The following is a 20,214-nucleotide window of genomic DNA, read 5'->3' on the forward strand; positions in this document are numbered from 1 at the left end:
TTACCGCCGGAGTTAGAAAGTCAACTATCTACTGAAGCCTTACGACTAAACCTACCTTTATCTGAGTACATACTACGTGTTTTATCGATCAGAGAAGTTCTGAGTAACCCACCTAAAACTGGAGCAGAACTTGTTGCTTACTGGCAAAGTGAAGGAGTCATCAACTCACGACCTGATATTACCGATAGTCAATTATATGCTCGAAACCTGCGCCATCATTTCTATCCTGCTTGAGCAATAATTTTCCCTATATCTTGAGGCGTTGCACCTGTTGCCAGGATTGCGCGTATTAACAGTTCAATAGAAACCGAATCTTCGCCATTTTCAGCCTTGGCAATACGAGGTTGACTGGAGTTGATTTTATCGGCTAACTCTGCCTGTGTCATCAATTTTTGCCGACCTTAATTGAGATTAAGACTGAGGGCTAACTTAATCTCAATTAAGGTCGATTCCTCTGGTGAAAGTTCTAAGAATTCCGAGGCAGATCCGATTTTCCAGCCTCGATCTTCTAGACGCTTCTTTTTCGCTTGATCCATAACATTAGTCCTCTATATCCGTGTCATATTATATCATATCTGATATAATTATGGCGAAGATCGTCATTCGAGGTAACAGTTGCTATGACTTACCCTAAGAAGAAAAAAGGTTTCCGCACCATCAATGTTGAAGGGCAAGAATTCCGTTGGCATTTCCGCCCTTCTTTTGACGACGACTACTTGACTTTGCAAGGGAGTGTTTCATCTGGCGAGCAGTTAATTGTTATCATGCGTTATCCGTGGTTGCCAATCAACGGTTTCCATTTAACCGATGGCGGTAATGTGTTCCATTTGCACAAAGCAGCCTGGATCGTCACTAGCAAATTTGCTCGGACAGCTATCTTGCATGGTATTGCTAACGGCTGGAAACCAAACGATCGCCGTCCACCCCTGTTCTGTGTTTATAGTGAAGGAACCTTTTCATCTATGACACCGCAACGCGAAACATCGGTTACATATTCCTAGAAAGAGTTATAAAGCCGTCACAAATAGGAGAAAATATGCTCGAACTCAGACCAACCTGTGAGCATTGCAACAAGGCGTTGCCACCAGACTCGCTTGATGCACGCATCTGTACCTATGAATGCACTTTTTGCGCTACCTGTGTGGAGAGCATTTTGGGTAAAAATATTTGTCCGAATTGTGGTGGTGGCTTTGTTCTGAGACCAATCAGGCCATCAAAAAACTGGAGAGACAACAACTATCTTAGCAACGATCCGGCGATCGCCAAAGTCAAATACAGGCCAGTGGATCTAGAGGCTTATGCAAAGCTTGTGGCGGTAATTGGCAGCTTAGCTCCGGAAAAGCGGTAAGGCATTTAATGATTTTACCTGCCAGCCATCAAAACCTGTTCAGCAGTCAGTTTTAAGTCTGGGAAAGTTAGAGAGACGATGGTCTGATTGCCCCGAATCTGTTGAATTTGATATTCCCCATTCACTAAAGTGCAGATAGAAAGGGTGGGTTTTTTAGGCTTTCCAATGTGTTGAGTACCACCTAATCCTGCGTAGTCCGCAATCCAATATTCAGGAATACCTAAAACTGCGTAGTCTTCGACTTTACGAGAATAGTCATTTTGCCAGTTACTACTAACAACTTCCGCCACAAATTTAATCGAACTGCCCAGTGTTAGAATCGACTCACCAGACCAAAGCAGTTCTTTAGTAAGTTCATTTCGATCGACAACTGCAACATCAGGTCGAAATGCTGTCATACCAATATTTGAAGGGCGCAATAGTCCCCGCTGAAGGACAAACCAAGGTAAGCCTGTTCCGTCGATCTGGACACATATTTTTGTGGTAATGAAGGCTGCAACCTCCTCATGGGGGCCTGTGGGTTCCAAGTCGAATACCTCTCCATCGATCAGCTCATAGCGATTATCGCCACCATAACGGGCGATAAACTCGTCAAAGCTGAGTGGTTTCTGTTGTATTGGTTGGTCGATCGCAATGGTCATAGCTCAACTTAGCCCAATCAATTCCTTTAGTCTATCAGATGGACAAACTGGTTAGATCGATCGAACTTTTCACAAGTTCGATCGCCCATTTCCTCCTTAACAAACAGCAGCCACGCCCAACTCTGTAATCGCCGCCTCCGGGCCCACCAAAGAAATATACGGTTCGACGAAGTATTTGTGAGCAGCTTCCCTAGCTTCAGCAGCAGTAACTGCCGCAATTTCTGCTTGAAACTGCTCGTCAAATTTAATTCCCAATTCCAGGATTTCGTACCAACCTAAAACTTGGGCAATTTGCGAATTGGTTTGTTTTCCTAAAGCATATTGACCGAGCATTTTATTCTTGCAAGCTTGCAATTCTTCTTCGCTTAGTTGGGTGTTGGCGAGTCGATCGACTTCTGTACGCAATCCTTCAAAAGCAGTCACCGTATTTTCGGGTGCTGTACCCATGTACGCTACAAACTGAGCCGTGTCCAGGCGCGTCGCGTAGAGTGCCGAAACATCGTAAGCTAAGCCCCGCTTTTCCCGCAATTCCACAAACAACCGACTCGACAAACCGTTACCCAAATAGGTATTCAGTAACTTAATCGCTGCATAGTCGGGATTTTTGACCGAGGGCGCGAGGTAGCCCAGCATAATCACTGATTGCTGGGTATCTTGCGCCTTAGCCACGGATTGCGGGGAGGCTTTGAGGGGGGGAACGGTTAAAGTTGGGAGGGGTGTTAAAGGCGCTTTCCAGTCACCAAATGTACGATCGATCAGGGCGATCGCATCTTCGGTAGATATTCTGCCGGCTATCGAAATAACCACATTATCGGGACGGAAATAGGTTTTGTGGAACTGTTCGAGCTCGTTTCTGGTGAGCTTTGACATCGTAGCTTCCGTGCCCAAGGTGGAGAAAGCATAGGGATGTTCCTGATACATGGCGTGTCGCAATTGCTCGAAGGCGATCGCAAATGGTTGTTCTTGTTGCGATCGAATTGCCGATATCGCAATGCGGCGTTCGAGTTCGACTTCAGCTTCCGGGAAAGTGGGCGATCGCATCAATTCCGCAGCCAACTCCAAAATGTCCTGAAAATCGGCAACAACCGTCTTCAAACTCACTAAAAAATAGTCTGTAGTCGAGTCGGTACTCAATCTCGCTCCTACCGATTCTACACGTTCGGCAATTTCTAGCGAAGACAGGCGATCGGTTCCCTTAGTCATTACCGCCGACAGCAAGTGACACAATCCTGCTTGTTCCGGCTGTACGCAGCGGCTACCGGCGCGCAGGAATATCCTAGCTGCAATAATATCTGCTGCTGGATTTTCTGATGCTAAGACAACCATACCGTTGTCTAAAACCGTGCGCTGAATTTCATTTTTCATCATTAATTTAGTTAGTAATTGGGAATCGGTAATGGGGAATCGGTAATGGGTAATTGGTAATGGGTAATTGGTAATTACCAGAAATAATTGGTTGAAAGCCGGAACCTTGATTGGGAGAAATTAAAATCAGACTATTCATTACTCCAATCTTCTTCCTTCGTCAAGTGCTGTCAACTGTCAACTGTCAACTGTCAACTGAATCGATCGCCATTTTGCTATTTTCCATTTGCATTTTGTATGCTGTCAGACCGAGCAGAGCTTGATGCACGATCATACTAAATGTAACAAAATCTATCCGTAGGGTGCGGGCCAAACAGAGAAAACACCGGACAAACCAAGATTTATCCGGTATCAAAGATATTCATATTCTGTCCCTTTACCATCAGACTGGTTTGATCGCCACAGCCGCGTAGCGTTGGGGTGAGAGATATTGTTGAGCTAGGCGCTGGAGGTCTGATGGCTTAAATGACTGAATCCTGGTAGGATAGCTGAGCGCTAATTCGGCAGTGGCGATCGTACTGTAATATCCGTAAAGACCAGCTAACTGTCCCGGCGTTTCGAGGGAGAAAGCAAAGTCGTTGCACAGCAAACGCTTGCAGCGCATCAGTTCTGCCTCCGAAACCAGCTCAGATTGCAATTCCCAAAGCCGATCGCAAATTCGAGATTCCACCTCTTCTAGATCCTCGGCTTCCAAGACAGCACTAATCGTAAACAAACTCGATTCCCGTTGTAGCGAGAAAGAGCTTTCGATCGCGTGTACCAATTGTAATTCTTCCCGCAGTTCCCGGACTAAACGCGAACTCCGCCCATCTGCGAGCAACACAGAGATCAAATCCAAGCCGCAAGCACTTTGCAAGTGATCGACTCCCGGCCCAGTCCACGCCATCATCAGTCGCGCTTGTTCCAATCGAGGAAGACAGAGTTCCTGACGGCGAATTTCTACTAACGGCGGTTCGGCTTCGGCGACAAATTTAGGACAATCCCACCTGTCAGAAAACCGATCGAATGCTTTCCCTGTGATATCTCTGGCTTCTTCTTCCTCAATTCCCCCGACTATCACCACAGTCATATTTTCCGGCTGATAGTGCGATCGATGAAAACAGCGCATTTCGTGGGGAGTTCGCGACATCAGCAACTCTTCCGTACCGAGTACCGATCGCCTGTAGGGATGTCGCTGGTAGACTGTTTCCATCATTGCTTGGAAACCCAGCCAATCGGGATCGTCTTGAGATTGTCGGATTTCTTCGAGCACCACATCTCGTTCGCGATCGAATTCCGCATCGGGAATCCCAGCACGCAACAGCAATTCTGCCAGTGGCTGCGCCGTTTCTGCTAAATAATCTGCCCCAGCGTTGACATAAAAATGGGCGTAGTCGTGACTTGTAGCTGCGTTGGCGACACCGCCGCGATTTTCGATTACTTGGTCAAATTCTCCAGGGGCGATCGCATCCGTCCCTTTAAATATCATGTGTTCTAGAAAATGAGCCATTCCCGACCAAGAATCCGGCTCCTTCGTAGCGCCAGCCCTCACCCACACGTCTAGCGCAACCACCGGTGTGGCCGAAATCCGCTGGTGAATGACCGTTAACCCATTGTGCAGCTTCCAGACCTTGGCTGGGAACTCTAAAGCAGTGAGCAGTTGAGACAAGCTAGTTATTCTTAAACTTCAGTTAACTTCGGCTTCAACTATAGTAGCGCTTTACTGATGTGCGATCGGGATTAATTGATACAAAAGTCAGTTGTCAGTTGTCAGTGGGCTGTTGTCTGTGGGTTGTGGTCATTCAGGAAGTAATTTTTGCTTTTTTTAAAACGACCTTAGCCTTAATTACTTACCATTTCTTGGTTTAAAAGTCAATAGGTTGCGCGGGATATTAATGAATCAGTCGGGAGAAAGAGGGAGTAATCAGAATATTTCCATAAATTAAAAGATGTAAGAACACTAAAGACATCGAGAGGAGAAACGACAGATGGTAGCTACCCTTGAAGATACCAAGCGCCAAGCGATCGCGATGAAATTAGCAGACATGAAAGCACTGCAAAACCTGCTGATCGCCAACGAGCAATTGTTCATCAATTCCTGCAACGACTCCGAACTGTGCGATCGCTTCCGGGATATGCTGGAGGACGATCGCAAAAACATGGGCGTATTGGAAACCACGATCGTCCAATACGGGATTCAATCCGAACCCAAAGAAACCACCACAAAAATGATCGAAGAAATTCAGAAACTCATGGAAGGTTCTGAACTCACAATGTTTGAAAAAGTCGGTCAGCACGAACTGCTCAAACACAAACAAACAATGGCCGGCTTGTTAATTCACAAAGCCGCTCAAGTAGTTGGCGCCGACATCGAAGCCGCCATTACTCCCCTCAACACAGTTAACTTTGAAAACCGCGCCCACCAAGAACAACTCAAAGGAGTTCTCGAAATTTTAGGAGTGCGCGAACTCACCGGAAAAGACCCCGATCAAGGCGTTTGGGCCCGCGTCCAAGACGCAATGGCTGCGATGACCGGCATCATCGGCGGTGCAGTTACCCGCACCAAAGAGGAGATGAACATCACCGAAATCATCTCCATGGATCACCGCAAAGTCGATACCATATTCATGGAAATCGAAAAAACCGACAATCCTCAAAAACTGCAAGAATTCTTCGGTCAACTTTACAAAGACTTAAGCGTTCATGCAGAAGCCGAAGAACAAATTGTCTATCCCGCAGTTCGCAGCTACTACAGCGATACCCAAGAACTGTACGACGAGCAAGCAGCAATGAAGCAAATGCTCGCCCAAATCAAGGCTCTCAACCCCAGTTCTTCTGATTTCAAAGCTCAAATCCAACAGCTAAAAAAAGCGGTTCAGGATCACGTTAAGGAAGAAGAAAACGATATGTTCCCTCAAATTCGCCGCAACCTGAGCGAAGCACAAATGGAACAAATGGCTACTCAATTCAAAGAAGCCAAGAGTACAATTCAGCAAGAAATGGCTGGCATTAGCTAATTGAGCAGCGAGCTAATTTCAATTCTAGCTAAAGCTAGAAAACAGCTCAACTGCAACCTATCAATCCCGCCACCAAGATGGCGGGATTACTATTTTAAAAAGCAGGAAAAAAGAAATATGAGGACTAAAGTCCTCAGTACAAACTTAAAAACAAGGTTTGTAGTAAGGAATTTAGTCCTTCTTAAAAACAAGGTTTGTAGTAAGGAATTTAGTCCTTCCTAACCATTAACTACAGATCCGCCGTTGGGATGCAAAATTTTACCTGTGATATAAATAAAGGTTTTGTGGCGGCGGGGAATCGTTCTTTTTGCCGATCGCAGTCTACTATAGCAATCCTAAATCATTTGTGTAATTCTTGTAGGGGCAATCCGACCCCTACTCCCCGTGGTTGCCCAATCTCAGAGGGCGGGCACTCTTGGCACCGCCCCTACATATCTGTATTAATCATTTAGGATTGCTATACTAAAGACAGTTTGTGCGATCGGCACAAAAGTAAACTGCACCCCAAAACAATGTTTGACGTGCAGTTTAAACTAGCTAATTACTAATAGTTGAGTTTCAAACTAGAAACCCAACTTCAGATTAGAAACCAGTCGGAGAAGTAGCAGGAGCACCTAACAGTAAATCCTTCTTATCTTCAGGCAACACTACAGTTAGTGCACTCGCTGTGCGGCTCAAGCTCATGTCATCAACAAAGCTGATACCTGCATTTTCATTGGCGATCAAGCTGGTATCAATGCTGCTGGCCTTAACCGTAGCATCAAGTCCACCTTCAGTCAGAGGATCGAGGCTAGAAGCAGTTCTTGCTGGAGTCGGTACTGGCGCCGAAGGCGTAGTATTTGGGCCCGGCACGTTAAAGGTAACAGGATTAGGCCCTGTCCGGATCGGGAACGGGTTGGGCACGTTCGGATCGTCGAAAACTTCCAAAACCGAGTAAGTAGCCGGGAACAAATTCGGGAATAGAGCAATCCCTTGTGCGTTCGTTCTCACCAAAGGCTCAGTGGCGGCATCGTAACGATTGTTCCGGTTCAAATCCAAAGTAAATGGAACATTAGCCAGACGAGGTTCGGTTCCGTCTTGTACGCCGTTGCGGTTGTCGTCTCGGAATTTGGGAACTAACAAATCATAGCGGCGAGAGTTACCAATCAAAGCGCAAGTAAAGGTTTGATTGGGGCCCAAAACGATATTGAGCGGTTGAGTCGTCTGGAAGAAACCAGGAGGAGGTACTTCTCGCAGGTTGTAAGTACCGGGACGCAAATTTCTGAAAGCAAAAGTACCAAACTGATCGCTAGTGGTAGTTGCTTCCCCTGCATCCAGGGCGCCGTTGTTATTGGTATCGAGAAAAACAGTAACGCCGCTAATCGCCGGTTCGTTTCCGTCTCGATAGCCATTCAAGTTAAAGTCCTCGAATTTGCAACCAGTGATGTTGCTATTCGGTGTATTGGCAAAAGTAACGTTAGCGTCCTGAGTGCCTAGAGTTACCGGAACACCAGCAGTTGTCGAAGCCGAGAAACCAGCCGGTACGACTTCCCGCACCGTGTAATTGCCCAGTTGCAAGTTGGTAAATGCTCCTCTTCCTTGAGCATTCGTCTGTATTTGTTGTTCTCCGGCCTCAGGAGTGCCATTATTGTTGGTGTCTAGGAAGACAGTGACACCGCTAATTGGTGCTTCACCCTGAATAGGCTCGAAGCGACCGTTTCCGTTCAGGTCATTGTATTTGAATACAGTGATGTTAGGTAGAGTGTTTCCCACACCAGAATTACTTCCATTCCCAGTATTAGCTCCCACAGGAGTAAAGGTAACTGCTGGTGAGGGGTTAGTCGCTGGGAAAGGAAAAGGTGTGTTGGCAAAAATCGGCCGTTCGCCAGTTGCCGCGATCGATCTTTCCCCAGCCTGTTGAACGCCGTCGCGGTTGGTATCTACGAATTTAGGGTCGTTTGGTTTCAGTGTATAGGTTGAATCTGTTACCAAGATCGGTTGCTCTCTGCTGATCGTACCCTGGAACCGTGCTTGCGGGCCTGGTGCCGAAACCAGAGCGGGGTTAGGAGTAGTTGCCACTGGAGCATTGAGGTTGCCTGGGGCACCGCCACCGGGCAGTGTCGCTGGAAAAATTTCCAAGACAGAGTAATTGGCAGCTCTCAAATCCCTGAAGGTAGCAACTCCGTTTACATCGGTGATAGCGATGGGTTCTGAGGCTTGATCCCAGCGACCGTTCCCGTTCAAATCTAAAATGAAGGGTACGTTAGCAATGGGGGGTTCAAAAACTCCATTGACCAAATTTCGCGTGCCACTGCGGTCTATGTCCCGAAATTTGTTAATTTCAATTTGATACAGCGGAGTGTCGCCAACTTGAGCGCAGGCAAAGGTTTGACCGGGGCCTACGGTTACGTCCAGTACAGGGATGTTGTTGGGTGGGGTGCTTTGGGGGAAATCTCTTTCTAGGGGTTCTCCGTTGATACCGTTGACTCGTTCTTCCCGAACTCTGTATGTTCCAGGTGTTACATTAAACGACCACGAACCATTTTTGTCTGATAATGTGTTAAGTTCCCCTGCATCTAATCGGCCGTTGGGGACGCTGCCGTTGCTGCCATCAAGATATATCCTGACATTTTTAATCCCCGGTTCATTCCCGTCTCGAAAGCCGTCGGCATCTATGTCTAAGTATTTGCATCCAACAATCCGGCTGCCCACAAGCTGGGTGTTGCCAAAGAAAACGTTGGTGTTTGTGTTTCCAACAGTGACAGCGAGGGGATTCGGAGTCGTGGTACGGAAACCAGCCGGTACTGTTGTTTCTGTGACTACGTAGTTGCCGGGAACCAGATTTATGAACGAGAACCCTCCGTTAGCGTCTGTAAGGACGGAGATATCGCCTGTATCTAATCGGCCGTTGCTGCCGATCGCAGGTTCGAGGAGAATGGGAATGTTTGCCAGACCTGGTTCATTTGCCTGTCTGATCCCATCCGCGTTCAAGTCATTGAACTTGATACCTAAAATTGCCGGGCCTGTATTCCCAACCTGTAATTGCTGGGCAATCCGCTCTTCGCTAGTTAAATTTGCCATGATTTCTCTCCTTCACACCTAAATCCACGTAAATTACAGACTACTGTATGGGTTTGTCAATAGCTGAGTAGTTTTTGCTAGTCGCTGACAATTGCCACTCGATTTTACATACGTCTGTGCTTGAGGTAATGTTCCCCATCTCACACAACAATGCCTCAAGCTTTGTCGCTGGCCAGTATATCAGGTTTTGAAGAGCCCTGGCAATTTGAGGGCAACATCTTTAAGATTTGCACGCCTTCTCTCTCCGTACATACTTGCTGGTTTGAGCTCTAAAAAGGCCTTGATTGAGTGCTCCAGCCGATCGCAAGTCGGGCGGCATCGTTCAGGTTTGTCATGGTTTGCTGTAAACAGACGATCGCAGGCTCTGGGATTGCCTCTTCACAACAAGCTCTTCACAACAAGCTTTAGACCGATCGAGCTACCGGACTGGATATGATTTGCTTTCCCTGAAAATATGCCGATCGGGGTTAGGGGAACTGTCTGATAGTTTCTGACTTACGCTCAATGCTACAGATACATTTAACCCGGCAAATCCAGGACTAAGCCTGATACTACCGTGTATGGCAAGACAGAAAAAGCTGCAAGCTCTCCTGTCAAGGAGGTATCTCTCAAAGCTTTCAACAAGATATTGAAAGCGCCATTTGAATTTATGTCCACACTTTGAACGGGTTTTTGATATGTATTCTTCCGTTATGCCTACTACAAAACTGCCATATTTAACAGCTTGATGCTTCAACATTTCCTGGAAACGATAATGACTCAAAGTGACCATGCTCTTAGCTGTTTTAGTCGCTAAAGCATTTTTTTTCTCAATCTACACTACCAGCTTTTACCTAATTATTCAAGAAGTTTCTAGAAAATCATTTACTTTGTATCAACAGCCTCTGAAATATTTCACCCAATATACAACAAGCCAGCTTCGGGGTTCCCGGAACTTACGCTTGAGTCTTGGACGCTGCCAAGAATAGGGTATCACGCGATCGCCCTTTAATCTGTTCCTGATTTTTATTTGCAGTTTGGCATTCCGGGCGATCGAGCTTTATTCAAAACTAAATCACCTACCCGAACGAGTTTCCAGATCCCAATTAATTAATTCATTGGTCTTGACAAATCCGGCGATTTGTGGACTAGGCTCCCAAATGACATTTTGTTGCCCAAAGTTAGGAAGATTGCCTACATTCGCGGCAGGTCGATCGAGCAAAAGATCGCTAATTTGATAACTATCGCGACCCGCGATCGCCAGCGAGGTATCCGCCCCCATATTGCCTACAGGTTCGCCCCCATAGCTAGCATCCGTCAGCGGGTCGCCTTTCAAGGATTTAGCCGATGGCTTACGCCCCGCTACGCTACGACTTTCAGGATCTCCAGTCAGCAAATCGATGCTGCTAGCCCGAACATCTGCCGAGACAACTACCAGCGCAGGCGGAGTTGTTTGAATGAAACCGGGCGGCGGAACTTCCCTAATGATGTAACTACCTACCGGAACATTGCGGAAACTGTAATTGCCCTGACTGTCGCTAAAGTTACTGGCTTCGCCCGGATCTAAACGGCTGTTGTTATTGAGGTCAATGTAAATTTGGGTATTGGCGATCGGCGGTTCCCCGGGGTCTAGGCGACCGTTGGCGTTAAAATCGTTAAATTTCACACCGCTAATCGTACCAGTCACCAACACGTTGCCAAAGCTGAGATTGGTGGCATTTGTGCCGTTACCCACGGCGATCGGAGTCGGATTTGGCGTAGTTTGTCGGAAACCGGGCTGCGGGACTTCCCTCACCGAATAAATGCCTTGGGGCAAGTTGATAAAAGAGAAATTACCTTGGGGGTTTGTTAAAGTCGAAGGTTCGTTGGGATCTCGGACATTGTTGTTGTTGGTGTCGAGGTAAATCGGCCAGTTGGCAACTCTCGGTTCAGTCGGTTCGTTGACACCGTTAGCGTTGAGGTCGTTGAACTTAAAGCCGCTGATGCTGCCGGTGGGGAAATTGTTGCCGAAATTGACCCCGACAGCGTTGGTATTGCCCGTAATGTCGATCGACCCTGGATTTGGCGTAGTCTGTATCCATCCCGGTTGCTGAACTTCCCTCACCAAATACCGGCCCGGGGAAACATTGGCAAAAGTGTAGTTGCCTTGGGGGTTTGTGATGGTATTGGGTTCCCCCGGATCTAACCTGTTGTTGGCGTTGAGGTCGAGGTAAATTTGCCAGTTAACCAGAGGCGGATCTGTCGCGTCTCGGACACTGTTGGCATTGAGGTCATTGTATTTGAGACCGCTGATGCTGCCGACAAAAAACACATTGCCAAAGTTAATATCTGTGGTGGTCACATTGGAAGTAACGTTAACCGGGCCCGGGTCGGGGGTAGTTTGGCGAAAACCCGGTTGCTGGACTTCTCTCACCAAATATGTATTTGCAGGAATATTGACAAAAGCGTAATTCCCTTGAAGGTTTGTAATAGTAGAAGGTTCGCCACCGTCTAGCCGATTGTTGCGGTTGAGGTCGAGGTAAATCTGCCAGTTAGCTAGGGGCGGTTCCCCCGGATCGAGGCGAGCATTGCTGTTGATGTCGTTGAATTTTGTACCTGCGATCGTCCCAGCGTTGAAATTATTGCCAAAATTAATATTGCTAGCATTTGTCCCGCTGGTTATTGTTATGGGTGCGGGATTCGGGGTAGTTTGGCGAAAGTTCGGCTGCTGGACTTCCCTAACTTGATAAGTTCCCGGTGGCAGGTTGGCAAAGATGTAGTTGCCTTGGGCGTTGGTGAGGGTCGAAGGTTCACCGCCGTCGATCCGGTTGTTGTTGTTGAGGTCGAGGTAGATTTGCCAGTTGGGAATTGGCACATCACTGCCGTCGGGCCGCCCGTTGGCGTTGAAGTCGTTGTATTTGTTGCCGCTGATGCTGCCGACTTGGAAGTTGCCGATGTTGACATTGCCGATGTCTATTTGGCTAGCGGTTCTGGTGGGGTTGCTGGATTCGGTCATGGTGTTGGTGGGGCCCAATGAACGCGGTTTAATCTTTGCTCTACGGCAATCTAGCAGTTTTTTTGCCAATTGCAGCTATTTTAGGGGATTAATTTTTTTATCAAAGGGAAGGACTGGGAATCAAAAATGCCCTCTGGGCCCAGAGGGCCCGATGCCCGATGCCCGATGCCCGATGCCCCATGCCCCATGCCCGATGCCCCATGCCCCATGCCCCATCCCTCCGCTTCGCTCCGCCCAATTTTTGCCAGATTTGATGTACGATCGCTACCAAGTTTTGTATCGGTCGAATTTCCCATGTCCCAAAACCTGACAGCAAGCTGGAATAAAGCCCGCGAAGTTCCGAGTTTACTCCTCGGCTGGAGTTTGTGCGGTTTATTGGCACTGGGCGCGATCGCCTCTACTCCTGCTAATGCACAGCTACCAACATCTGAACCAGGCAATAATAACAGCCCGATCGCCCAAACAGGTGCGATCGTCCGCCCCGCGCTCAAAATCGGCAGTCGCGGCTCAGATGTTACCGAACTCCAAGCTGCTCTTAAATTATTGGGATTTTATAACGGCGAGGTAGACGGGATTTTCTCGCAAAGCACCGCTAGAGCTGTGTCTCAGTTTCAGGAAGCAGCAGGCATCGCCCCAGACGGCATAGTCGGTCAAAATACTTGGAACCGGCTGTTTCCAGCGACTCCAGAGGCTAGTGTTGAAAAGCCGATCGCCAACGCTCCTGCAACCCCCGAAAACTCGGAGATTAGCCCTCAACCGCAGCCCACCAATTTTCCTGTTTTGAGAAGACGAATGCGGGGGCCGGCAGTCAGAGAGTTGCAAGAGCGACTGAGGGCCAAGGGATTTTTGCGCGCGAGTGCTGACGGCGTGTTCGGGCGGGAAACTGAAGCTGCTGTCAAGGCTGCTCAACGACGATATCAGCTACCAGCAGACGGCATTGTCGGCCGCGCTACTTGGGAAGCCCTGCTGCGGTGAAAGTCAACAAATATTGCCGGATATGCACATTGTGCTAACGCGCGATCGTACAAATTGTTAATAATCGATTTCTGAAGTATTTCGGTGCGTCAAAAAGTGTCAAGTTTCGTAAACAAAGTAGAGTTAGTGCAGAATTGGTGTTAGTTTAAATACATGAGGGGCAGAAACCAAGCAGCACAAAAAACTTGGATAAAAAAATTTGAATTAGAGTGTTTGTCCCGCTCGGCTCTAGTTCGCAGGCAACGCCTGAATCGTGTAGTTTATTAGCAGATAAAAGAAAGGTTGATATTGCGCTCGGAATTTGTGAAATAGCTTGAGGCGATTTGAGAAATCGACAGTTATCAAGTTAAAATTGCGATCGCACAATCAAACACAGAAGTCTGAATAGGCTCCGCTAATAGCTAGCTCGATCGCAGAGCAGTTGCCAAAAAGTCCACCTTAGTAGTAGTTGTTTGCTGAATTTCAGCAGAGCTAAAAACCCACTTGAATCAATTTAACTCACAAATGTTTTAGGGTCTGGCATCCGATATGCTAGGCCCTAAAATAGTTGACAGTTGACAGTTGACAGTTGACAGTTGACAGTTGGTAGTGGACAGTTGACAAACTAATAGACCTCTTGCAAAAGTTCTTTTAATAAAATTTTGGAACGGGCAAGATGCCCGTTTCACAAGAAAAAACATTTTTTTTGGAACGGGCATCTTGCCCGTCCTAGTTATTTTTGGAAGATATCAACTGACAACTGACAACTGTCAACTGTCAACTGTCATTTGATATCTTCGATCCGAGCATTCAAGCCATTAGCGGTGAGAATTTGTAGCAATTCTTCAGCTTTTTCGCGTTCTTGAAAAACACCAGCTTGAATCACCGATCGCCCGTTGGTAAAAGTCCGAAAAGCATCGGGAACCAAAGATAGCATTTTTTGTCGATCGCCCGAACTCTCGGCATCCACCACAACTCGATACCGGAAACCTAAAGCAGAAGCTCGATCGACTGACGGCGAATTTTCGGAATCGGGCAGAGAATTCCCCCCTAAACCAGCGGGTACGTAGCCACCCCTTCCTAGAGGAATGTTGCGGCCCGGAACCGGCAATTTACCCTCGGAAGTAACCGCACTCGAACTATCAAAATTAGGCGGAATCATTGGTTGCTGTACCGAACTTTCTCGAACCGATCTAGCATCTGGATCGGGTACAGGAATTGCGATCGCCCCTGTTCCTTCAGCAGCAGAATCGGCGTTTCTCGGAGGAAGCAGAGGCCGCAACTGAGTGCTGGCCGGTGCCGGTCGCCTGGAAACTGGCGCTGGTGGCGCAATTGGCGCTCTTTCAACTCTGGGAGTTAGCCGCCCGGGAGTGTAAGCAGGGAGAGAAGTTTCTGGGCCGCCGATACTCGAAGGTCGATCGACCCTTAGCTGCAAAGCAGTTCCCGCAATGGGTGGAGGCGGGCTAAAAGTTCCCGCCACATCAACCGATCCCGTTGTCCGATTGCTCAACAATTGATTGCCGTAAGCGGGGATTACTTGACCTTTCGCCGCATTGTTTATATCGTACTGGCCGTTATTGCGAATCACATTCCCCCCCGGTTCCGCCGAAGTTCCCAAATCTGGCAGAGCTCTGGATATCGCCACAATTCCATCTCGGCGATTGCTTTCGATATAATTGTTGCGAAGTATCGGTCTGGCATCAGCTTGCACCACCACGCCGTCTTTATTCCGAGTAATTTTGTTGCCGATTAACAAAGGCGAAGCGTTCTGGGCGACATTCACCCCAAATCCGGTGTCTTCAAACACATTATCTCGAACTTCCGGGCGAGACTCCCCAAAAATCGTAATCCCGTTAGCTCCATTTTTCGAGAAAAAATTCCCGCCAATCGTCGGCCTTCCAGTACCAACTACCGAAATGCCGTCGTGAGTGCTACCTGAAAAAGTATTGTTAACAACCGTCGGAGAACTCGATTCGATCCACAAAGCGTAACCGCGATAGTTGGTATTTGTTACCGTCACCCCGCTGAGTCCTGCCCCGTCTGCGCCTAAAATCGCGATATTTTGACCAGCCGAAGTCGGACTGATAAACTCTCCTCCGCCTTTGATGACAATATTTTGGCCGCGAGTGTTGGGATTTCCTTGAACAGTCACGCTGGGCCTGAGCATTAATGGAAATTTTTCGCCGCTTTGAGCGCTGTAAGTACCGGGCGCTAGTAAAATCGCGGTTTTCGGCGGGGCGACGCTGAGGGCGTAGGTGAGGGTTTTGAACGGCGCTCCATCGCTGCCATTACCTGCTGTGTCGCTGCCACCGCTGGAACTCACGTAGAGTATGTTAATGTCGCTGTCTGGCGCTTGGGAAAGTAGCTGCACGGAGCCAGTCTCGACAGCGATCGCCGAGGATTGAGGGTGGCAAAAAGCCGTGCTGGCAAAGACGAGGAGCAGGCAAGAACTTAAACTCTTGCTTGGCAATCGACTTTTTTTGCACTTGCTCTGTTTGGAATTTAGGATCATAAAAAAACACAATTTATCTTTGAGCCAAATTTCGCATCCCGTGTTTCGTGTCGGGTTTGCGCGATCGCAGTTTAATGTCACCCACCTGCTGGGGTTTTCTGCTGTTAATCTTTTGTTTTGTCCTGCTAACCTAACGGCTTTCCTCCGAAGTGTGGTATGCAGCTTCACGATTCCACTCTGATCAAGTTTGCTCTATTATGCTTTGTTTTCTTGAAATGCCATAAAACTTAAAAATTTGTCAAATTTAGATCGGTTGATGGCAGAATTAGGTCGATCGCCTTCACCACAATCTTGAGGGCATGGGAGAATGTAGCAGTTTGACCGCTAGCACTTAGTTTAATCAAGGTGGTTCTGATTGACATCCTCCCCGCCTTCTTAACGGCGAGGATTCCTAAGCATCACTACTTAGGTTTCTGCTTCTTCCCTTTGAGGGGTTTCGCACCAGCCTTAACAGATTTACTCTGTTCGGGTCTGACGGTCGCTCCACAGACTGATACGGCAAGTCCTGCCGCCAAAATGTTTTTTGCCGCATTGATATCTCGATCGTGGTGCGTTTTACACTGAGGGCAATCCCACTCCCTGATATTCAACGGCAGATTTTCAACGATGTGACCGCAATTGCCACACCGTTTTGAACTCGGAAACCATCTGTCAATCTTGATTAAAGTACGACCGTACCAATCGCACTTGTATTCAAGTTGCCTGACCAATTCACCCCAACTTGCATCGCTTATAGCTAGGGCTAGTTTCCGGTTCTTGACCATATTCTTCACAGCTAAATTCTCGACGGCGATGGTTTGGTTCTCGCGCACCAACCGCGTTGTTAACTTGTGAAGGTTATCTTTTCTTGCATCGGCGATTTCTTGATGCACTCTCGCTACTTTAATCCGTGCTTTGTCTCGGTTGTTTGACCCTTTGAGCTTTCGGTTTAAAGCTTTATGCGCTCTTCTCAACTTGCGATATTTTACCTTGAATCCTTTGGGATTGGCAATCTTTTCGCCCGTACTAAGAGCAAGTAAACTTGTAATGCCCAAGTCAATACCAACTTGATTGCCTGAAGGAGGTAACGCCTCAATCTCAACATCCACCAATAGAGAAACCGACCACCTGCCAGACGGGGAAAGCTTTACGGTGATAGTTGATGGTGTCGCACTCGTCGGCAATGTTCGGCTCCAGCGAATAGGCAATGCTTGCGCGCATTTTGCTAAATAGACTTGTCCATTCTTGAACTTAAATGCCGACTTGGTGAACTCTGCACTACCACCGTTTCGTTTTTTTTTAAGTTAGGATACTTTGCCCGCCCATCAAAAAAGTTAGTGTAAGCAGTTTGTAAGTGACGCAAACACTGCTGTAACGGTACGCAACTAACTTCGTTGAGAAAATCTAGTTCTTCAGTTTTCTTCCATTCTGTTAGCATACTAGAAGTCTCAGCATACCCTACTCGTTTTTGGTCTTTGTACCATGCCTCGGTTCTTACAGCCAAGGCACGGTTATATACTAAACGAGCGCAACCCATTGTCCGTCGCAACAAACTTTCTTGTTCCGGCGTTGGGTAGAATCGATAGCTGAAGGCTTTTAGTGTCATATTTACAGTCTAGCATTTCGATTGTGATATTACGCTAGACTCAATGTAAAATCTTTGTAAAGCCGTCGTAGAACGACGGGGTTTCTACCAATTTTTCTGAATGACCGAGAAACAAAACAGAACTTTACCGGCACAGCCAGCCCTCTGCCGGATTTTAGATGCAAATCTAGATCGATCGCGCGAAGGGTTGAGAATTATTGAAGAATGGTGCAGGTTTGGTCTCAACAGCGCCGATTTAGCCCTCGTGTGCAAGCAATTGCGCCAGGAATTGGCTTTTTGGCACACCCCAGAATTACGCAGCGCTAGGGATACGCCGGCAGATCCGGGTACGGAGTTGACTCACCCGCAGGAAGAACAGCGTGGCAGCATTCAGCAGCTACTGGCGGCGAATTTTTGTCGGGTGGAGGAAGCTTTGCGGGTACTGGAAGAGTACGGTAAAGTTTACGATCCGAATATGGGCAAGGCTTTTAAGCAGATGCGCTATCGAGTGTATACTCTCGAAAGTGATTTGCTGGCTTACCGGCGCTACCAACAGTTACTTCGATCGCAGTTATACCTTGTAACCTCCCCCAAATACAACTTTTTAACAATCGTGGAAGCTGCTTTGCAAGGCGGAGTGACGTTGGTGCAGTACCGCGACAAAGCCTCAGACGACGGGGTAAAGCTGGCGAATGTGCGGCAGCTTTGCGAACTTTGTCACCGCTACGATGCTTTGTTGATTGTGAACGATCGCGTGGATTTGGCGATCGCCGCGGATGCTGACGGCGTACACTTAGGACAGCAAGATTTGTCTGTAGCGGAAGCGCGCAAGTTGCTCGGCCCGGGACGGATCATCGGTAGTTCCACGACGAATGGCGAAGAAATGCAGCGAGCGATTGATGCGGGAGCAGATTATATTGGAGTTGGGCCAGTGTACGAAACTCCAACGAAGGCAAACAAGCCGGCGACGGGTTTGGACTACGTGCGGTATGCTGCTAGTAAGTCGCCTGTTCCTTGGTTTGCGATCGGCGGAATAGACATCAACAACCTCGATGAAGTATTGAATGCCGGAGCTCAAAGAGTTGCCACAGTGCGATCGATTATGGATGCAGAACAGCCTACTTTAGTCACGCAATTTTTCATCTCGCAGTTGATTCGGATGCAGAATTTGAAAGCTCAGAAAGCTTTGCAGGCGACAACCTAGGTTGATTGGCGATTTATCGGGCGGGTTTCGTGCACGAATTCTGTGGATAAAATATAATTTTTGTACAAAACCCGCCCTGAAACTGATAATATTTGAGTGATGACAAATCAAATTGCGCTGCAAGTTAACGGAGAAAATCGCAATTGTGCGATCGACACACCGTTACCAAAATTACTAGAACAATTAGGATTAAACCCGCGCTTAGTAGCTGTGGAGTACAACGGCGAAATCCTGCACAAACAATTTTGGGAAACCACAAAAATACAACAGGGCGACATCCTAGAAGTTGTGACAATCGTCGGAGGAGGCTAACCGGTACGTAGTTGGGCTTCAGCCCTCTTCCAGGTACGTAGTTGGGCTTCAGCCCTCTTCCAGGTACGTAGTTGGGCTTCAGCCCTCTTCCAGGTACGTAGTTGGGCTTCAGCCCTCTTCCAGGTACGTTGTTGGGCTTCAGCCCTCTTTCGACTTGTAAAAAAAAGCAAATTACTAGCCTAACAACCCCATTTCTGGCTACGTACCTTAATTTGGAGGGCTAAAGCCCAACAACGTACTTAATTTGGAGGGCTAAAGCCCAACAACGTACTTAATTTGGAGGGCTAAAGCCCAACAACGTACTTTATATGAATTCCCAGGCAAAACCCAGGAAGGCATAGAATTAAACCGCGACAGCTTCAGGTGCAACCACAGGATAAATGCTCACTTTCTTGCGAGTCTTACCCTTTCTTTCAAAAGTCACCACACCATCAACCAAAGCAAACAAAGTATCATCTCTGCCGATACCAACATTATTACCAGGGTGAACCTTAGTGCCGCGTTGACGAATCAAAATGTTGCCAGCTTTGACAACTTGACCGCCGTACTTTTTGACACCCAGACGCTGGGAATTAGAATCGCGTCCGTTACGTGTACTGCCTGTACCTTTCTTGTGGGCCATAATGTCCTCAACTTTATTTACTATTGTTTATTCTGATTCAATTTCGCCGGTTTGGGGAGTTTCAACAACTGCTTGAGTCAAATCTCTCGCTGCCAAAACAACACCATTGACTGTAATAGAGTCAATCATAAAACGAGTTGTTTCTTGACGGTGGCCTTTTTTCTTCCGAGTTTTCTTTTTCGGCTTCATCTTGTAGACGAGGACTTTGCGGCCCCGGAAATGCCGCAGCACAGTTCCTTCTACAGTGGCATTTTCTACTAGAGGCTGGCCGATGTGAACGTCGTCTTCGTGCTGGATCAGAAATACTTTGTCGATCGTGACTTTGGATTCAGCTTCGACGTGAAGCAGTTCGATGTCGTAGAAGCGGCCTGGTTCTACCCGAAATTGTTTGCCGCCGGTTTCAATGATTGCGTAAGTCATGGGATGGTTGTTGAGATTGCCGTACAGGTAGCTGAGTAGTCAGTTGACAGTTGACAGTTGACAGTTGACAGTTGTCAATTGTTAATAACTTTTGGCTGTGGACTGCTCTCCAGCTTTTGGAATGTCTTAACCTGATCCGAGCCGGATTTAGACAGACAATCTACAATTATTGCTGATTCGGGTATTTTTGTCAAGTTAAAACGCACTTGATATTTTCTGATTTGGGACTTACGCATCAAAAC

At 47.5% G+C, this 20,214-nt stretch carries 18 protein-coding genes and 1 pseudogene; 6 read left to right on the forward strand and 13 right to left on the reverse strand.

Annotated features, from left to right (window positions below):
• Window positions 1–221 precede the first annotated feature (221 nt).
• Both JGK11_RS07435 and JGK11_RS07440 read right to left on the reverse strand, forming a co-directional pair.
• A complete protein-coding gene (locus JGK11_RS07435) occupies window positions 222–386 on the reverse strand; it encodes a helix-turn-helix transcriptional regulator (protein ID WP_293175755.1) in 165 nt (54 codons plus the stop codon).
• A gap of 15 nt (window positions 387–401) precedes the next feature.
• Window positions 402–536 (reverse strand): hypothetical protein, encoded by a 135-nt coding sequence (locus JGK11_RS07440; RefSeq protein WP_293175753.1) that lies wholly within the window; start codon window positions 534–536, stop codon window positions 402–404.
• A gap of 84 nt (window positions 537–620) precedes the next feature.
• On the opposite strand from JGK11_RS07440, the gene JGK11_RS07445 reads away from it, so the two are divergent.
• Window positions 621–1,001, forward strand: a complete 381-nt coding sequence (locus JGK11_RS07445) for a hypothetical protein (protein WP_293175751.1) — start codon at window positions 621–623, stop codon at window positions 999–1,001.
• A gap of 35 nt (window positions 1,002–1,036) precedes the next feature.
• Window positions 1,037–1,348, forward strand: a complete 312-nt coding sequence (locus JGK11_RS07450) for a DUF1272 domain-containing protein (protein WP_293175749.1) — start codon at window positions 1,037–1,039, stop codon at window positions 1,346–1,348.
• A gap of 14 nt (window positions 1,349–1,362) precedes the next feature.
• Here JGK11_RS07450 and JGK11_RS07455 read toward each other — a convergent pair whose 3' ends face one another.
• From JGK11_RS07455 to JGK11_RS07470, 4 genes are all read right to left on the reverse strand, one after another.
• Window positions 1,363–1,989 carry a Uma2 family endonuclease gene (locus tag JGK11_RS07455; protein ID WP_293175747.1) on the reverse strand — a complete coding sequence of 209 codons (627 nt, stop codon included), beginning with the start codon at window positions 1,987–1,989 and terminating at the stop codon, window positions 1,363–1,365.
• A gap of 96 nt (window positions 1,990–2,085) precedes the next feature.
• Complete coding sequence (locus tag JGK11_RS07460) at window positions 2,086–3,354, reverse strand: pitrilysin family protein (protein WP_293197869.1); 1,269 nt, start codon at window positions 3,352–3,354, stop codon at window positions 2,086–2,088.
• A 7-nt stretch (window positions 3,355–3,361) separates the two neighbouring features.
• Window positions 3,362–3,493 carry a hypothetical protein gene (locus JGK11_RS07465; protein ID WP_293175745.1) on the reverse strand — a complete coding sequence of 44 codons (132 nt, stop codon included), beginning with the start codon at window positions 3,491–3,493 and terminating at the stop codon, window positions 3,362–3,364.
• A 243-nt stretch (window positions 3,494–3,736) separates the two neighbouring features.
• Window positions 3,737–5,002, reverse strand: coding sequence for a pitrilysin family protein (locus JGK11_RS07470; protein ID WP_293197836.1), 1,266 nt, complete (start codon window positions 5,000–5,002; stop codon window positions 3,737–3,739).
• A 319-nt stretch (window positions 5,003–5,321) separates the two neighbouring features.
• Between JGK11_RS07470 and JGK11_RS07475 the strand changes: the two genes are divergently transcribed.
• Window positions 5,322–6,350, forward strand: a complete 1,029-nt coding sequence (locus tag JGK11_RS07475; protein ID WP_293175742.1) for a hemerythrin domain-containing protein — start codon at window positions 5,322–5,324, stop codon at window positions 6,348–6,350.
• A gap of 582 nt (window positions 6,351–6,932) precedes the next feature.
• On the opposite strand, the gene JGK11_RS07480 is transcribed toward JGK11_RS07475, so the two are convergent.
• Window positions 6,933–9,410: an SdrD B-like domain-containing protein gene (locus JGK11_RS07480; RefSeq protein ID WP_293211134.1), complete on the reverse strand. Its 2,478-nt coding sequence runs from the start codon at window positions 9,408–9,410 to the stop codon at window positions 6,933–6,935.
• Between the two features lie 1,054 nt (window positions 9,411–10,464).
• Window positions 10,465–12,384, reverse strand: a complete 1,920-nt coding sequence (locus JGK11_RS07485; RefSeq protein ID WP_293211137.1) for an SdrD B-like domain-containing protein — start codon at window positions 12,382–12,384, stop codon at window positions 10,465–10,467.
• Window positions 12,385–12,510: 126 nt separating this feature from the next.
• Between JGK11_RS07485 and JGK11_RS07490 the strand changes: the two genes are divergently transcribed.
• Window positions 12,511–13,359: a peptidoglycan-binding protein gene (locus tag JGK11_RS07490; RefSeq protein WP_293175736.1), complete on the forward strand. Its 849-nt coding sequence runs from the start codon at window positions 12,511–12,513 to the stop codon at window positions 13,357–13,359.
• Window positions 13,360–14,122: 763 nt separating this feature from the next.
• Here the strand turns inward: JGK11_RS07490 and JGK11_RS07495 are convergent.
• The 3 genes and pseudogenes from JGK11_RS07495 to JGK11_RS07505 form a co-directional block, all read right to left on the reverse strand.
• Entirely contained in the window at window positions 14,123–15,808 is a 1,686-nt protein-coding gene (locus JGK11_RS07495) for a DUF1565 domain-containing protein (RefSeq protein WP_293211140.1), read from the reverse strand.
• A 269-nt stretch (window positions 15,809–16,077) separates the two neighbouring features.
• Window positions 16,078–16,212: a hypothetical protein gene (locus JGK11_RS07500; protein WP_293197830.1), complete on the reverse strand. Its 135-nt coding sequence runs from the start codon at window positions 16,210–16,212 to the stop codon at window positions 16,078–16,080.
• 39 nt (window positions 16,213–16,251) lie between these two features.
• A pseudogene (locus tag JGK11_RS07505) lies at window positions 16,252–17,435 on the reverse strand (RNA-guided endonuclease TnpB family protein).
• A gap of 100 nt (window positions 17,436–17,535) precedes the next feature.
• On the opposite strand from JGK11_RS07505, the gene JGK11_RS07510 reads away from it, so the two are divergent.
• Both JGK11_RS07510 and thiS read left to right on the forward strand, forming a co-directional pair.
• A complete protein-coding gene (locus JGK11_RS07510) occupies window positions 17,536–18,618 on the forward strand; it encodes a thiamine phosphate synthase (RefSeq protein WP_293175730.1) in 1,083 nt (360 codons plus the stop codon).
• Window positions 18,619–18,717: 99 nt separating this feature from the next.
• Complete coding sequence (gene thiS, locus JGK11_RS07515; RefSeq protein ID WP_293144517.1) at window positions 18,718–18,930, forward strand: sulfur carrier protein ThiS; 213 nt, start codon at window positions 18,718–18,720, stop codon at window positions 18,928–18,930.
• A 343-nt stretch (window positions 18,931–19,273) separates the two neighbouring features.
• On the opposite strand, the gene rpmA is transcribed toward thiS, so the two are convergent.
• Both rpmA and rplU read right to left on the reverse strand, forming a co-directional pair.
• Complete coding sequence (rpmA, locus tag JGK11_RS07520; protein ID WP_293144521.1) at window positions 19,274–19,552, reverse strand: 50S ribosomal protein L27; 279 nt, start codon at window positions 19,550–19,552, stop codon at window positions 19,274–19,276.
• A gap of 27 nt (window positions 19,553–19,579) precedes the next feature.
• A complete protein-coding gene (rplU, locus tag JGK11_RS07525; RefSeq protein ID WP_293189767.1) occupies window positions 19,580–19,972 on the reverse strand; it encodes a 50S ribosomal protein L21 in 393 nt (130 codons plus the stop codon).
• Window positions 19,973–20,214: the final 242 nt, after the last annotated feature.

The organism is Microcoleus sp. PH2017_34_RAT_O_A (assembly GCF_020737885.1).
In the GTDB taxonomy this organism is placed as follows: domain Bacteria; phylum Cyanobacteriota; class Cyanobacteriia; order Cyanobacteriales; family Microcoleaceae; genus Microcoleus.